The organism is uncultured Corynebacterium sp. (assembly GCF_946998835.1).
Taxonomy (GTDB): domain Bacteria; phylum Actinomycetota; class Actinomycetes; order Mycobacteriales; family Mycobacteriaceae; genus Corynebacterium.
Genome location: NZ_CAMQAZ010000001.1, coordinates 55,440 through 69,989, shown reverse-complemented (window position 1 = coordinate 69,989; position 14,550 = coordinate 55,440). Strand labels below are relative to the sequence as shown.

12 protein-coding genes are annotated in these 14,550 nt (G+C 59.5%); 6 read left to right on the top strand and 6 right to left on the bottom strand.

Annotated features, from left to right (window positions below):
• Positions 1-5 precede the first annotated feature (5 nt).
• A complete protein-coding gene (locus Q0U90_RS00280) occupies positions 6-692 on the bottom strand; it encodes a hypothetical protein (RefSeq protein ID WP_297449956.1) in 687 nt (228 codons plus the stop codon).
• 163 nt (positions 693-855) lie between these two features.
• On the opposite strand from Q0U90_RS00280, the gene Q0U90_RS00275 reads away from it, so the two are divergent.
• Positions 856-1,761: a sucrase ferredoxin gene (locus Q0U90_RS00275; protein ID WP_297449954.1), complete on the top strand. Its 906-nt coding sequence runs from the start codon at positions 856-858 to the stop codon at positions 1,759-1,761.
• Here the strand turns inward: Q0U90_RS00275 and Q0U90_RS00270 are convergent.
• The 3 genes from Q0U90_RS00270 to Q0U90_RS00260 all read right to left on the bottom strand — a co-directional run bounded on the left by Q0U90_RS00270 (position 1,748) and on the right by Q0U90_RS00260 (position 4,405).
• Positions 1,748-2,380, bottom strand: coding sequence for a methionine ABC transporter permease (locus Q0U90_RS00270; protein ID WP_297450144.1), 633 nt, complete (start codon positions 2,378-2,380; stop codon positions 1,748-1,750). The genes Q0U90_RS00275 and Q0U90_RS00270 overlap by 14 nt on opposite strands.
• A 65-nt stretch (positions 2,381-2,445) precedes the next feature.
• The gene (locus tag Q0U90_RS00265) at positions 2,446-3,477 is read right to left on the bottom strand and encodes a methionine ABC transporter ATP-binding protein (protein ID WP_297449952.1); all 1,032 of its coding nucleotides are present in this window, start codon (positions 3,475-3,477) and stop codon (positions 2,446-2,448) included.
• A 61-nt stretch (positions 3,478-3,538) separates the two neighbouring features.
• Entirely contained in the window at positions 3,539-4,405 is an 867-nt protein-coding gene (locus Q0U90_RS00260; RefSeq protein ID WP_297449949.1) for a MetQ/NlpA family ABC transporter substrate-binding protein, read from the bottom strand.
• Between the two features lie 245 nt (positions 4,406-4,650).
• Between Q0U90_RS00260 and Q0U90_RS00255 the strand changes: the two genes are divergently transcribed.
• The 5 genes from Q0U90_RS00255 to Q0U90_RS00235 all read left to right on the top strand — a co-directional run bounded on the left by Q0U90_RS00255 (position 4,651) and on the right by Q0U90_RS00235 (position 11,752).
• The gene (locus tag Q0U90_RS00255; protein ID WP_297449947.1) at positions 4,651-7,890 is read left to right on the top strand and encodes an error-prone DNA polymerase; all 3,240 of its coding nucleotides are present in this window, start codon (positions 4,651-4,653) and stop codon (positions 7,888-7,890) included.
• An 18-nt stretch (positions 7,891-7,908) separates the two neighbouring features.
• A complete protein-coding gene (locus Q0U90_RS00250; RefSeq protein ID WP_297449945.1) occupies positions 7,909-9,873 on the top strand; it encodes an alpha/beta fold hydrolase in 1,965 nt (654 codons plus the stop codon).
• A gap of 11 nt (positions 9,874-9,884) precedes the next feature.
• A complete protein-coding gene (locus tag Q0U90_RS00245; protein WP_297449943.1) occupies positions 9,885-10,424 on the top strand; it encodes a tRNA (cytidine(34)-2'-O)-methyltransferase in 540 nt (179 codons plus the stop codon).
• Positions 10,425-10,505: 81 nt separating this feature from the next.
• The gene (locus Q0U90_RS00240; protein WP_297449941.1) at positions 10,506-11,363 is read left to right on the top strand and encodes a bifunctional methylenetetrahydrofolate dehydrogenase/methenyltetrahydrofolate cyclohydrolase; all 858 of its coding nucleotides are present in this window, start codon (positions 10,506-10,508) and stop codon (positions 11,361-11,363) included.
• Positions 11,364-11,383: 20 nt separating this feature from the next.
• Positions 11,384-11,752 (top strand): DUF3017 domain-containing protein, encoded by a 369-nt coding sequence (locus tag Q0U90_RS00235; protein WP_297449938.1) that lies wholly within the window; start codon positions 11,384-11,386, stop codon positions 11,750-11,752.
• Here Q0U90_RS00235 and Q0U90_RS00230 read toward each other — a convergent pair.
• Complete coding sequence (locus Q0U90_RS00230) at positions 11,749-12,885, bottom strand: homoserine O-acetyltransferase (RefSeq protein ID WP_297449936.1); 1,137 nt, start codon at positions 12,883-12,885, stop codon at positions 11,749-11,751. The genes Q0U90_RS00235 and Q0U90_RS00230 overlap by 4 nt on opposite strands.
• A gap of 45 nt (positions 12,886-12,930) precedes the next feature.
• Positions 12,931-14,253: an O-acetylhomoserine/O-acetylserine sulfhydrylase gene (locus tag Q0U90_RS00225; protein ID WP_297449934.1), complete on the bottom strand. Its 1,323-nt coding sequence runs from the start codon at positions 14,251-14,253 to the stop codon at positions 12,931-12,933.
• Positions 14,254-14,550: the final 297 nt, after the last annotated feature.

The following is a 14,550-nucleotide window of genomic DNA, read 5'->3' as shown; positions in this document are numbered from 1 at the left end:
ATCGACTACTTCGACTGGAAGTCGATAACCAGGCGGTTTGGGTTGCTCAGCGAGAAAACTTTGAAGGGAGTCTTATCGCCCTTGAGGCCGACAACGTACTGAGTTTGTCCCTCAAAGGTTCCTGCCCCGACGACTTCCTTGATAACGGAAGTTGATGTTGGTTTGACCGGGGCGGAGGGGAAGTCCTCCAACTGGAAATCAAACGGGTAGCCCATGCCGCGCAGGTTAATTACCAGCTTGGCGGCACCGTTAACAGAAACCGGGTTGCCGGAGCCCTGTTGGGTTGGAACATCTTCGTAGCGGACGAAGTAGCCCGGAGTGCCCTCGCCCGTGAGCTCAAAGACAATGCGGTCATAACCATCATGGGACCCCACACGGACATCTTCAATGCCTAAGTAAGCACCATCGGAGGGAGCAGCTTCTGCGGAAGATTTGTTGAAATCGCCTTCCGGAGCAGCATCGTCATCCATGGCGGTTTGTGCTGCGGCAGACGAGCTGGTGGAGCTGTCGGAGCTGCTCGACAAATCGGAGGTGCCAGCGGTCGAGTCAGTTTTCATAGATACTGCAGCAGCCGAATCTGAGGATGAGTCAGAGGAGCAGGCACCGAGAGCCAGACCCAACGCGAGACACAGGGATGCCACGAGACGGGTACGGGTACGAGTGCGCGAGACATCCAGCGATTTCGTATTCATACGTCTGACGGTATGTGCGCAATTACGGAATTTCAACAAGCTGAACTGTAAAAGCCGAGGTCAAAAGTCTTTGTTGTCAAAGTGTTGCACAATAGTAATAAAACAGGGGTGACCGCTGCAGTCTGAGCCACAATCGCAGGTGCCCTCAATTACGCTTAGGCGTATGAATCAGGCCAATTTTGATACCACCTGTTCCGCTCAGGTAACTGAGCCGCTTCCCGGTACCGCGAAGATTGGGAAGCTTTTTATTGCGTTGGAGCACCAACTCGGTTGGTCCCACGATATTTTTGACGGCGGTGTGTGGGGCACAGACCTCACCGGGCAGATTGAGGCCTGGTTGGCTGAGCGCGGTGGCGCGTTGCAGTTGATTCGCAAGCCCGGTCGTATCGGACAGCAGCCGTGTGACGGTGTCAACGTTTATATCGCGCACTGTGAGTCAGTGAATGGTTCTGAAGTTTTTCTCGAACACCGCATGGTTGCCGATGTCGATGAGCTGATGACCCTGGATATTCGCCTCGGCCAGCCCACTGAGGGAGCTACTCGCCTAGACCATCCACTGTTCCTTATCTGTACACATGGCAAGCGCGACCGCTGCTGCGCGGTTAAAGGACGCCCTCTCGCTGCGGCAATGCACAACCTCTTCCCAGAGGTCGTATGGGAGACCTCGCATTCTAAGGGGCATCGCTTTGCGCCGGCGAGTGTGCTGTTGCCATGGAATTACAGCTATGGGCGGATAAGCGCGGTGGATGCCAAGGGGGTCATCGAAGACGCTCAGCGGGGAATCGTGCATGCGGAGGGCTGCCGCGGCCGAGGCATCTACAGCCCGCAGGGGCAGGCTGCCGAGTTGGCTGTGCGTCGTCAAGCAGATGCGTGGGGTGTAGACGATGTCGCACGTGTTGATGTCGACGGCACGACTGCAGTCGTCGCGCTTTACGACGGCTTCAGCGACCGTGATCAGGTCGTGGAATATAAAGTGGCCCTGGAGCAAATCATCACGGAGGACGTTGTGTCTTCCTGCGGTGATGCTCCAGGGCCAAAGAAGGGCTGGCGCGCGACTACCTGCGCATGATCTTCTTCGATAGCCAGTTGCCGAAGATCTGCGCCAGCTGGACGATGAAGATGATGACCAGGGTCGTCACCAGGGTGACGTTCCAGTCGAAGGCCTGGTAGCCGTAGGTGATTGCGAAGTTGCCCAGTCCGCCACCGCCGATGTAGCCAGCCATTGCCGACATGTCGACTACGGCGATGAAAGCGAAGGTGTAGCCAAGAACCAGCGGGCCCAGGGCTTCCGGCACGACGACTGTGCGGATGATGCGCCACGGGCTTGCACCCATCGCGCGGGCAGCCTCGATTACACCGGGGTCGATGGACATCAGATTCTGCTCCACCAGACGCGCGATGGCGAATGTGGCGGCAATCGACATGACGAACACCGCAGCTTCGGTACCGATAGTGGTACCGACCACGCTCTTTGTCAGCGGGCCAATGGCCGTGACCAAGATGATGAACGGGATGGGGCGGACAAAGTTAATCAGGATATTGAGGACCTGATAGACAAACTTGTTACGCAGCACGCCACCATCACGGGTGGTGTAGAGCAGCACGCCAATTGCTAGACCTGCGACACCGCCAATCAGCATGGCGACACAGACCATGTAGAGCGTCTGGCCGAACGCTTCGCCCAGCATCGGGCCGAGGCTATCCCAGTTGGTGTCCTTGCCACTCACAGATGGCAGGGAGTTTAAGAAACCAATCATGATGCGAGCTCCTCTACCTGTGTCAGTTCGGAAATGGCAGCAATGGCGGCATCGAAATCAGGGGATTCCAGCGGAGTCAACCGCAAAGTGAGACGACCATACGACTTCGCCTGCACATTGGCCACCGCGCCGTGAGTCACCGAGGCGGCCACGCCGTGGGCGCTGGTGGCTTGTGCAAGGGCGCCGAGGTCAACACCATCATTGATGGTGATGGTGACCAGGCGAGCCGATGCGCTCTCGGCGGACTGATTCACAGAATCGCGCTCACGACCAACTGGAATATCGCGTAGAGCGGTGGTGGCAAAGCGGCGGCCGACCTCAGTCTTTGGGTTGGCAAAGACCTCGTGGACCGTACCGGTTTCGACGATGCGACCATTTTCCATGATGGCCATGCGGTCAGCGATACCGCGCACCACCGACATGTCGTGGGTAATCAGCACGATGGTGACACCCATTTCACGATTGATGCGGCGCAACAGATCCAGGACGCCGGAAGTAGTTTCCGGGTCGAGTGCCGAGGTGGCCTCGTCGGCAAGCAAAAGCGTCGGTTCGGTAGCGAGTGCGCGGGCGATGCCGACGCGCTGCTTCTGTCCGCCTGAGAGCTGCTCAGGGAAGGACTCCGCTTTGTCGCCGAGGCCGACGAACTCCAGCAGCTCCTGGGCACGAGCGCGGCGCTTGGCCTTCGGCATACCGGCCAGTTCCAGCGGGTACTCAACATTGCGGATCGCATTGCGCGAATGGAAGAGGTTGAAGTGCTGGAAAATCATGCCGATATTGCGGCGCAAACCCCGTAGCTGGCGCTCGGAGATGCCGACAATATCGGTGTCGTCGAGCAAAACCTGCCCCGAGGTTGGCTTTTCCAGGCCGTTAATCATACGGATGAGCGTTGATTTGCCGGCGCCGGAATAACCGATGACACCGAGGATTTCGCCGGGTTCAACGGTTAGGTTGATGTCGGCAAGCGCGGTGACGTCGCCGAATTGCTTGTTCAGCTCGCGGAATTCGAGCTTCGTTCCCTTGTTGGTCACGAGTGAATCAGTGCCCCTTGGTCTGTGTGCCCGGGTGTTGGGCGGTGCTTAGGTGGCGGCGTTAGTTCTGCTCGCGCTGCTGCTTTTCGACGCGATCCAGAATCTCCTGCAGCTCCTTTGCAGAACGGTCAACCGGAACCGAAGTGCCCTTGGAGTCCTCAGCGACTGCGTCCTGGACCTCCTTGGAGTGCCAGATCTTGGAGAGCTCCGCGTACTTCGGGTTGTCAGCGTTTTCCGCCTTGGTGACAAAGACGTTGATGTACGGCTCTGCCTCCGTGGAGTTCGGGTCATCCTGGAAGATGGCGGTGTTCGGGTCGATGCCAGCGCGGTCCAGGAAGGAGTTGTTGATAATGGCCGGCTTGCCCTCGCCGTAAGCGGCCGGAGTCTGAGCCGCATCCACCGGCAGCACCTTGACCGTCGAAGCCTCCTTGTCGATGTCGGCCGGAGACGGAGTCAGCAGGTCGTCCTGCTTCAGCTTCAGAAGGCCAGCCTGAACCAGCACGTTGATGGCGCGGCCCTGGTTGGACGGGTCGTTCGGGATAGCGACCTCGGTGCCCTTCTTCAGCTCATCAACCGACTTGTGGTCCTTCCAGAACAGAGCCAGCGGGACAATTTCGCTCGAGCCAATCGGGGTCAGATCCGAATTTGCGCCGACGTTGTACTCAGCCAGGAACTTAATGTGCTGGAAGAGGTTGACATCGAGCTGGCCCTCATCAAGGGCGCGGTTCGGAGTTTGGTAATCAGAGAAGTTTTGAACGTCCAGGTCAATGCCCTGTTCAGAAGCCTTCTGCTCGAAAACGGTCCAGGCCTTCTTGCTGGCGTCCGTGGTGCCGATGCGAATGGCTTCATCGGAGTTGCCACAGGCGACAAGGCCGGTTGCGGCGAATGCAACAGTGAGAACGCCAGCAGAAAAACGCTTGAGATTCATTGGAAGTCTCCTTGTGATGAGATTTGTTACTTGGAACTTTTAATGCAGAACTAGACCAAGCTGTCTTTAATTCTGGGGATAAGGCTAGCACCTGCCCAGGTAGTGCTGAAAATTTGGTTCCAGCTCCAATAGTGGGGTGCGGTTGGGATGTGACTTACGGATGTGGGGCGGGGGTGATAATCAATGCAGGCTTTAATCGAAAGTACGTTTGAACACTATCCGTGGGGTGGTTTAATATTCGGGGCATGGAAAACATCTCGGACGGGCAGTCGGGGCGGTCTGGTCGGCCACTGAGCTGGTCGCGGATTGAGCGTATTCTATCTGGGAATTACTCAGGAAAACTGCAGCCTAATGGTAGTTTCAATGGTTGGCGCGGGAAGCTTTCGGATTCTATTGTTGGGGCATTTGATTCGTCGGAAAGTGGTGAAGGCGGCAGTGGTGACGCGCCGGCGTTACCTGCGGAAATCGCAGTAGAATTGCACTGTCGTTCGAGTTATTCTTTTCTGCATGGTGCGTCAGACCCGGAAGAACTGGTGTCCGAAGCTGCGCGTTTGGGGTTAAACGTGCTGGGGTTGGCAGACCGTGATGGTTTCTATGGAATCGCCCGTTTTGCTGAAGCTGCAGCGGAGGCTGGCATCGCCACTATTATTGGCGCAGAACTGGGGCTTCCACAGCGGCCCCTCACGGTACTGGGGCGAGGGCCGGAAGGGTACCGGAGCCTTAGCCACGCGCTGTGTGACGCGCATATGTCAGCAGGGGAGAAGTCCGTCGTCCGCTATCCCTCGCTGCCAGAGTTGGGGGAGGCTGCAGGCGGTTTTTGGCAGGTGCTGGCCGACGTTAGCTGGGTCGGCGACCTGGAAGAACTCATTGCGGCCTTCGGTGCGGAGAACGTAGCGCTCGAGCATCGCGTGAGCCCCACCGCGCAGGCGGTCGATGATTCGGAGGCTATTTCAGCTGCAGCCGCAAAGTATGGCCTGCGGGAGGTTATGTCCTCGGCAGCGACGGCGTCCTCACCTGCGGCAAGTCGCTTGGCAGGGGCGAAACAGGCGCTTGCTGTACGCGAGGACTTAGATGGTTTTGAGTCGCAGCTGGAGCCGGCCGGTGGGGCCTGGCTGCGTTCGTGGGAAGAGCTATCGGCGGCAGCGCGCCACCTGGGGCCACAGGTGCTGCGGGCAACACAGGACATTGCAGGTGAGTGCGCTTTTACGCTTAATCTCATTGCCCCTGAGCTGCCTCGCTGGGAGGTGCCGGAGGGGCACGATGAGGACTCGTGGCTGCGAGATATTGCCTGTGCGGGGGCTCGGCGGCGCTATGGGCCAGCCGATGGTGCCGGGGAGGGGTCCGTGCAAGCGCGAGCGTGGGCGCAGTTGGAGCATGAGCTGACTGTGATTCGGGAACTGGGCTTTCCCGGTTACTTCCTCATCGTGCACGACATCTGCGAGTTTTGCCGGCGTGCAGGAATTCTGGCGCAGGGGCGTGGTTCGGCCGCTAACTCAGTGGTGTGTTTTGCACTGGGGATTACCAATGTTGATCCTATCGGCGCTGGGTTGTTATTCGAGAGGTTTCTGTCGCCAGAGCGGGACGGACCGCCGGATATCGATGTAGATATTGAGTCCGGCCGTAGGGAAGAGGTCATCCAGTACGTCTATGAAAAATACGGTCGTGACAACGCCGCACAGGTCGCCAATGTCATTACTTATCGGCGGCGTGGTGCATTGCGCGATGCGGCACGGGCGCTGGGGTACTCACCGGGCGTAATCGATGCGTGGGTCAGTGACCGGGAAGTGTGCCCGCCGGGGCCAGTGCGGCAGTTGGCAGAGCAGCTTCGCGGACAACCCCGTCATTTAGGCATTCACTCTGGCGGGATGGTGATCTGTGACCGGCCAATTGCGGATGTTGTGCCGGTGGAGTGGGCCCGCATGGAAGGCCGCTCGGTAGTGCAGTGGGACAAGGATGACTGTGCGGCGGCGGGGCTGGTGAAGTTCGACCTGCTTGGTCTCGGAATGCTGGAGGCTATCCATCACTGCATCGACTTGGTCTATGAACAGCATGGGCGGAGGGTGAACCTGTGGGAAATTGATGTCGCGGAATCAGAGGTCTACGAGATGCTGGCGCGCGCGGATGCGGTGGGTGTGTTCCAGGTGGAATCGCGCGCGCAGCTGGCCACCTTGCCCAGACTGAAACCGAGGGAGTTCTTTGACCTGGTAGTGGAGGTGGCACTCATTCGCCCAGGTCCGATCCAGGGCGGTAGCGTGCACCCCTACATTCGCCGCCGCAACGGGCTCGAGCCGGTGACCTATGAGCATCCAGTGCTGGAGAAGTCACTGGGGAAGACACTGGGAATTCCGCTATTTCAAGAGCAGCTGATGCAAATGGCCGTCGATGCGGCAGGCTTCAGCGGGGTGGAGGCGGATTCGCTGCGCCGCGCCATGGGGTCGAAACGCTCGGTGGCGAAGATGGAGGCGCTCCATGCCCGTTTTCTGGCTGGGCTGCAGCACACCAGTGGCATCGGCGCAGAGATTGGGCAACAGCTGTGGAACAAGATTGTGGCCTTTGCCGCCTATGGTTTTCCTGAATCTCATGCGCAGTCATTTGCTTCGTTGGTGTATTTCTCGGCCTGGTTTAAGTATCACTACCCGGCGGAGTTCTGCGTAGCGCTCCTCCGCGCTCAACCCATGGGGTTTTATTCGCCACAGTCACTGATTGCCGATGCCCGCAGGCACGGTATCGGCTGCGATGGTCCGGACATCGCAGTTTCGGCAGTGGAAGCCAGTGTCATCGACGGGCGCATCCGCTTAGGGCTCGGTGCCATCGCCGGTGTGGGCAATGATGTGGCGGAGCGTATCGTCGCGTCCCGGCCATTTGTCAACGCAGCTGATGTCGCGCGCAGAGCTCGGCTGGGTGTTGGGCACATGGAGGCACTGGCGCGCGCAGGAGCGCTCGGGTCGCTGGGAATTGACCGTCGGCAAGCACTGTGGGCGGCGGGCGTGGCGGCGACGGAAAGCGAGGGCATGCTGCCGGGGCTCACGCTTGCCGACGCACCTGCGTTGCCCGGCATGACGGAGTTTGAGCTGGCAGCCGCAGATTTGATGGCAACGGGAGTGACCCCGGGGCAGTACCCAGTGGCGGCGTTGCGGGCAGACTTACAGGAACGTGGAGTGGTGCCGGCAGAGGAGCTGAAAGCAGTGCCTGATGGGACGCGGGTGGAGGTAGCGGGAGTTGTGACGCATAGGCAGCGCCCGGGGACTGCCGGAGGAGTGACATTTTTGGGAATGGAGGACGAGACCGGGCTAGTAAATGTGTTGTGTACGCCGGGGCTGTGGAGCAGGTTTCGACCGGTAGCGATGAATTCGCGGGCGATGGTGGTGCGTGGTATCGCGCAGACGGCCTCTGGCGCGGTGACAATCGTGGCCGATCGGCTGGTGGATATGTCCGAGGCGCTGGGGCGGCCTGTGGTAGCAGGTCGAAGTAGAGATTTCCGCTGACTATTAGAATGGACTGTCATGCGCCAGACCTATGAATCCTCGTTAGCACCGGATGGGAGTGCGATTGCCTTTATCGTCCGCGATAGCGGCTATCCGCACGCGGTACAGCAGGAGATTACACCTGAGGGGCTGGGGGAGGAACGTCCTGTGAAGTTGCCGGTGGAAGGTCCGGTCACCAGGGTGCTGCACTCCCCGGATGGAAAGTGGATTGCCTGCGAAGTCTCGCCGTACGGTACGGAGCGATTGCAGACCTGGCTGGTATCCACCGACCCGGAAGTCGACGGTGCGCGGCCCCTGCGCATGGATGCGGATATGCGCGCCACGCTGGTGGAATGGGATAACGATCTGCTCGCGATGAACGCGGTCGATGCGCGTGGCATTAACTATGCGCGCTTGGTTAACCCGACAAACTCGAAGTACGAGGTCATTGATAAACGCACAGACAGTCAGCTGGTAGCGGCTGAAAGCGGGTTTGGTCTGGTGCGAGTTGGGCCGCGTGGCCACCGCGAGTTACTGCTGGTCGGTCCGGGGCAGCAGTGGCAGCCGCTATTGCCGTCCGACCCTGGCTCCACCACGGATGCCGGTGTCCTGCTGGCACACCCTGGACAGGAGAAGCTGACCGCGTTTGTACTCTCAGATCACGGCGCGGAGCAGCGTCGCATCCTACGGCTGGGGATTACTCCCGACAGCGGTATCAGCACCACTGGACCTCGCGTTGAGGGGACGGCAGCGGGAGAAATCTTGGATATGAAGGTCGGCATCGAAGTCGATGTCGAGGAATTCATTGGCAATCCGGACCAGGATGTCGAAGAGTTCGTCATCAGTGAAGATTCCTCCACCGCGGCCGTGCTGTGGAACAGTGGTGGAGTCAGCACGCTGGAGGTGCTGACCCTTGGACTACACCCGCAGACTGACGACATACGGGTGATGGTGCGCCGCAACGTCGAGTTGCCGGGCATGGTCGCGCGTGAGCTGTCAATTTCCGGTGACGGTGAGCTGATTTCCCTGACCGTAGAAGGGCCAGGGCTCGCACCGACGGTGGAGATTCTGCGCAATATCGGTGGCGTCATTGAGCCATTGGATATGGAACGCACTGAGCGGATTTTGGCTCTGGAAGAGAAGAACTTGGAGACCATGCCGGCCCCAGAGCTGGTCTACTTTGTCTCCCGCGATGGGCTGGAGCTCTCTGGCTGGCTCTACCTTCCGGAATCCGTGCGCAATAACTCGAGCGATACCTCTACGAATGCGCTTCCACCAGCTTTCATCCACATCCACGGTGGCCCAGAACTGCAGGCAAAACCCATTCATCACGATGTTCTAGCCAGCATTGTGGAGGCGGGCTTTGTGGTCTTCACTCCCAACGTGCGGGGCTCCTCGGGGTCCGGCAGATCATTTGAGCACGCGGGCGATCGCTATGGACGCTTTGCCGCCATTGCGGATATTGCAGCCGCGCGTGCCTTCCTCGTCGATGCCGGGTTGGCAGATCCAGACCGTATTGCACTGGGCGGGCGCTCTTACGGCGGCTTTATGTCGCTGTTGGCCTCGGCGTGGTATCCGGATCAGTTCGCAGCCATCGTCGATGCCTGCGGAATGACAAGTTTTGAAACCTACTATCAATCCACCGAGCCCTGGCTGGCGCAGGCTGCCTTTCCGCGCTACGGCTACCCATATCAGGATGCCGAGCTGTTGCGCGACATCTCGCCACTGCACCGCGCAGAGGAAATGAAAACCCCGACCCTGTTTATCCACGGCGAGTGGGATACCAACGTGCCTCCGCGCGAATCCGGTCAGATGCGCAACGCCATGGATGCCTATGGTGTGCCCACTGACTTTCTGGTGGTTGCGGGAGAGGGACACAAGTTCTCGAAGCCGAAGAGTCGCGCGCTCATCGCTGACACCATCATCGCGTTCTTCGCCGAGCATGGCGTGTGCGATGCTGTCCCCGGGATGGCAGTAGCAGCAGAAGTAGACAACGAGCAATAGTGATAGAAGAAATGAAGAGCACCACCTCCGAGCTCACCAACTCCGGTCACACCAATTCCACAGACTGGATTAAAAACCACACCTGCCACGTGCTGTTTGACCGGCCGGTCATTCCACCGAACACCGGCAATGCCATCCGCATGTGTGCGGGCTCCGGTGCCATGCTGCACTTGGCCAAGCCGCTGGGATTCAACTTCGATGACAAGAATCTGCGTCGCGCCGGGCTGGACTACCACGACTTGGCTGATGTGCGTATTCACGAGTCCATCGATCAGGCGCTGGAGACATTTACCAGCCAAGGGTGTCGCATCTTCGCCTTCACCGCGCACACGGACACCTGGCATACGGACATCGAATACACCAACACCGATGTGCTGCTCTTTGGCCCGGAGCCAACTGGACTGGAACAGGCGGTGCTCGATGATCCGCGAATAACACAGCTTGTCCGAATTCCCATGCTTCCTGCTCGGCGCAGCATGAATCTTTCCAACGCTGCCGCGGTTGCTGCCTATGAAGTTTGGCGGCAACAGGGTTTTATTGGCGGCAAATAGGGCCAAGCGTCAAGGACAACTTCCAGGCAGTCAATGGGGCAATTCTGGGCATTGACCGCTCCTGTGCCTAAGATAAATGCCATGGCAGCGACAAAGCTTGATGGCAAACTTTACCGAGACGAAATCTTTGCAGACCTTCAAAAGCGCGTCGAGCGCTTGAAGGAAGCCGGCCACACTCCAGGCTTGGCTACCGTGCTGGTCGGCGATGACCCAGGCAGCCACTCTTACGTGAAGATGAAGCATCGTGACTGTGAGCAGATTGGTATCGCCTCTATCCGCCGTGACCTCCCGGCTGACACCACACAGGAAGAGCTCGAGGCAGTAATCACCGAGCTGAACGAAAGCCCGGAGTGCACAGGCTACATTGTTCAATTGCCACTGCCGAAGCACCTGGATGAAAACCGCATTCTGGGGCTCATTGATTCGGAGAAGGATGCCGATGGCCTCCACCCGGTCAACCTGGGCAAGCTTGTCCTCAACGAGCCAGCACCGCTGCCGTGCACCCCGAACGGCTGCATCCACCTGCTGCGTCGCTTCGGCGTTGAGCTCAATGGTGCAAAGGTCGTCGTCATTGGCCGCGGTGTCACCGTTGGCCGTCCGATTGGCTTGATGCTCACTCGCCGCAGCGAGAACTCCACGGTGACGCTGTGCCATACCGGAACTAAGGATCTGGCCGCCGAAACTCGTCAGGCTGACGTCATCATCGCAGCCGCCGGTGTCGCACACATGCTCACCGCCGACATGGTCAAGCCGGGCGCTGCAGTGCTCGACGTCGGAGTTTCGCGTGTCGACGGCAAGTTGGCTGGTGACGTTGCCGAGGATGTCTGGGACGTTGCTGGTTACGTATCCCCAAACCCTGGCGGAGTCGGCCCACTGACTCGCGCATTCCTCGTGCGCAATGTTGTCGAGCGCGCTGAGAAGCTCGCTGGCCTGGCTTAGTTAGCCAGGAGGAATCAGACGTGTCGAAAAGGGAGATAGCGCAGCGTGCCCGGCGTGAGGATTTGCCGGATCCGATGCTGAATCCCCATAGCCCAAAGACCCCGCCCTCGGGAGCTTCGTGGCCAATGTGGGTGCAGTACACAATCTATGGCGCGCTCTTTTTCGGCATGTCCGCTTTCGTTGTATTTCTGGGACTGGAGCGGTGGCGGCGCGCCACCTTCATGTTGGGAAGCACAATGATTCTGCTTGGCGTGGCCAGGCAGTACCTGCCGGACAGTATTCTAGGTGTGTTCTCTGTCCGATCCCGAGCCTTTGACCTCTGGTTTTGCTCCATAGTCGGGTTGGGAATCGTCTTCCTCGCAGTCAGCGTGGACGCGCTGGGCAGCTAGCTGACATCGCGGGCGAGGAATTCACGCACGATCGAGTCGACCCGCTCAAACTCCGTTAAGAATCCGTCGTGGCCCACGGCGGATTCAATCTTTTCCAGCCCCATGCAATTGCCCAAATTGCGGGCGAGGTGCTCCTGCTGATGGAAGGGGTAGAGAATATCCGTATCCACCCCGGCAATCATGGTCGGCACGGTAGAGGAGTGCAGCGCCTCGTTCATCCCGCCGCGGCCACGGCCGATATTGTGCCGATTCAAGGTGTCAGTGAGCACAACATACGAGCCGGCATCGAAACGCTGAGCCAGCTTCTCCGCCTGGTGATCCAAGTAGCTCTCCACCTGGAAGCGATCTTCTGTGCGCATCGGCCCCAGCGGGTCCTCGCCAGGTTGCGCTGCTGCACCGAAGCGGTCATCCATCTCGAGCTCACCACGGTACGTCAGATGGGCGACCCTACGGGCGAAACCCAGACCTCGGGCCGGGGTCACACCGCGGTCATAGTAGTCACCGCCATGCCAATTGGGGTCGGACTCAATGAACTGAATCTGCGCAGACTGAATACCAATCTGCCAGGCCGACGCACGGGCGCCGACACACATCACCAATGCCTTGCCGACGAAATCAGAGTGCATCAGCGACCATTCAAGTGCGCGGGCCCCACCCAGGGAGCCACCAATGACAGCTTGGAGACGGGAAATTCCCAGCGCTTGTAGGGCCATATGCTCTACCGTCACCGTGTCGCGCACGGAGATAGCGGGGAAGCGAGAGCCCCAGGGCTTGCCATCGTCAGGATGCGGGCTGGATGGACCGGTTGTGCCGCGGCAGCCACCGATGACATTCGTGCAGATGATGCAGTACTCATCGGTGTCCAGTGCACGGGCGGAACCAATCATTCCATTCCACCAACCCGCGGTCGGGTGGTACTCATCCGAGGGGCCGGACGCGTGGGCATCGCCGGTCAAAGCGTGCTCGAGGAGAATGACATTCGAGCAGTCGTCGTTAAGCCGACCCCAGCGTTCGAATTCGACGGTGACATTGGGGATGACGGCACCGGCTTCGGTTGTGATGTCGCCGATAAAGACACGCCCCGGCTCGCCCTCGGATGGGAGGGTGGCCGGGGTAGATGGGGAAAAGCTCATGTCTTATAGACTACTTAGTCCGCAATGTGTCTGTGTACAAACGGTCTAGGCGAGTGCCGCGAAGCCAGCCTCGAGGTCAGCGATGATGTCATCGATGTTTTCGATACCGACGGAGAGGCGAACGGTGGCCTGGGAAATGCCGGCGCGGGTCAGGCCCTCCTCATCGGACTGGGAGTGAGTGGTGGTAGCAGGGTGGACAACCAGCGAGCGGACATCACCGATGTTGGCGACGTTGGAGTGCAGCTTCAGAGCGTCAATGAACTTCCAAGCCTTGGCCGTGTCGGCATCCTTCAGATCGAAGGAGAGCACGCCGCTGGCGCCGGAAAGGCCCAGCTTGTTCAGGGTCTCGTGCCACGGGGAGCTCGGCAGGCCAGCGTAGTTGACCTTCGCGACCAGCGGGTGAGCCTCGAGGAACTCGGCGACAGCCTTGGCGTTTTCATTGTGGCGCTCGATGCGCAGCGCCAGAGTGTCGAGGCCCTGACCCAGCACCCACGCGTTGAACGGAGCCGGAGCGGCACCGGTGTCGCGGAGAATGCCAGCGCGAGCACGCAGTGCGAATGCCGGAGCGCCGAGGTCAGCGAACTTCAGGCCGTGGTAAGCCTCGTCGGCCTCGGTGAAGTTCGGGAAGATGGAGCGGCCGTTGCGGGTCTGGGTCCAGTCGAACTTGCCACCGTCGACGATGACGCCGCCGAGGGAGGAGCCGTTACCGGTCAGGAACTTGGTGGTGGACGAAACCACGACATCGGCGCCGTGCTCGAGCGGGCGCAGCAGAGCGGCGGTCGGGACAGTGTTGTCGACAATCAGCGGAACGTTGTTGCGGTGTGCGACCTCGGAGATTGCCGGGATGTCCAGGATGTCGATCTGCGGGTTGGCGATGGACTCACCGTAGAAACCAACGGTGTTGTCCTGGACTGCTGCCTGCCAGGACTCCGGGTCATCCGGGTTCTCGACGAAGGTGCAGTCGATGCCCAGGCGGGGCAGAGTGACCTTGAACAGGGTCTCAGTGCCGCCGTAGAGGCGCGGCGAAACGACGAAGTGGTCGCCTGCGCGAGCCAGGGTGAGAACAGCAGCGGTCTCGGCTGCCTGGCCGGAGGAGAACAGCACAGCTGCGACACCACCCTCGAGGCTGGCGATGCGCTGCTCGACGGCATCCACAGTCGGGTTGGTCAGGCGGGAGTAAATCGGGCCCGCATCCGAGAGGTTGAAGCGGTTGGCGGCGTGCTCAGCGGAATCGAACACGTAGGAGGAGGTGTTGTAAATCGGCAGGTTGCGCGCGGAGGTCTGTGCATCCGGTGCGAAACCGGCGTGAATAGCGCGGGTGGACAGGCCCCAGTTGGCGGCGTTGCTGTTGTCGTACTTGGTGGTCATTTCAGATACTTCCTTGCGGTTTTTGAGGTTGTTCAAAACGTTGCTTACAAACAATAGTGAACCAAGCTGTCTATTGCAAAGTTTTGGAAAAACCCAAGGTAGGAGGGTGTGTAGCCACTGTGTCGAGAGTGCTATAGCCCGCTTAGTATGGTTTGGGTTGGTTGGTTGTGGGGTGTGGCTAGATGTGCGGATGGACTTGCTGTGGATGGGGGCAGAGCAAAGAAAAAAGCCCCACGCACCATGTGCATCAAATGCAACATGAGCGAGGGGCTATCGCCTGAAATCACCGGCCAGCTA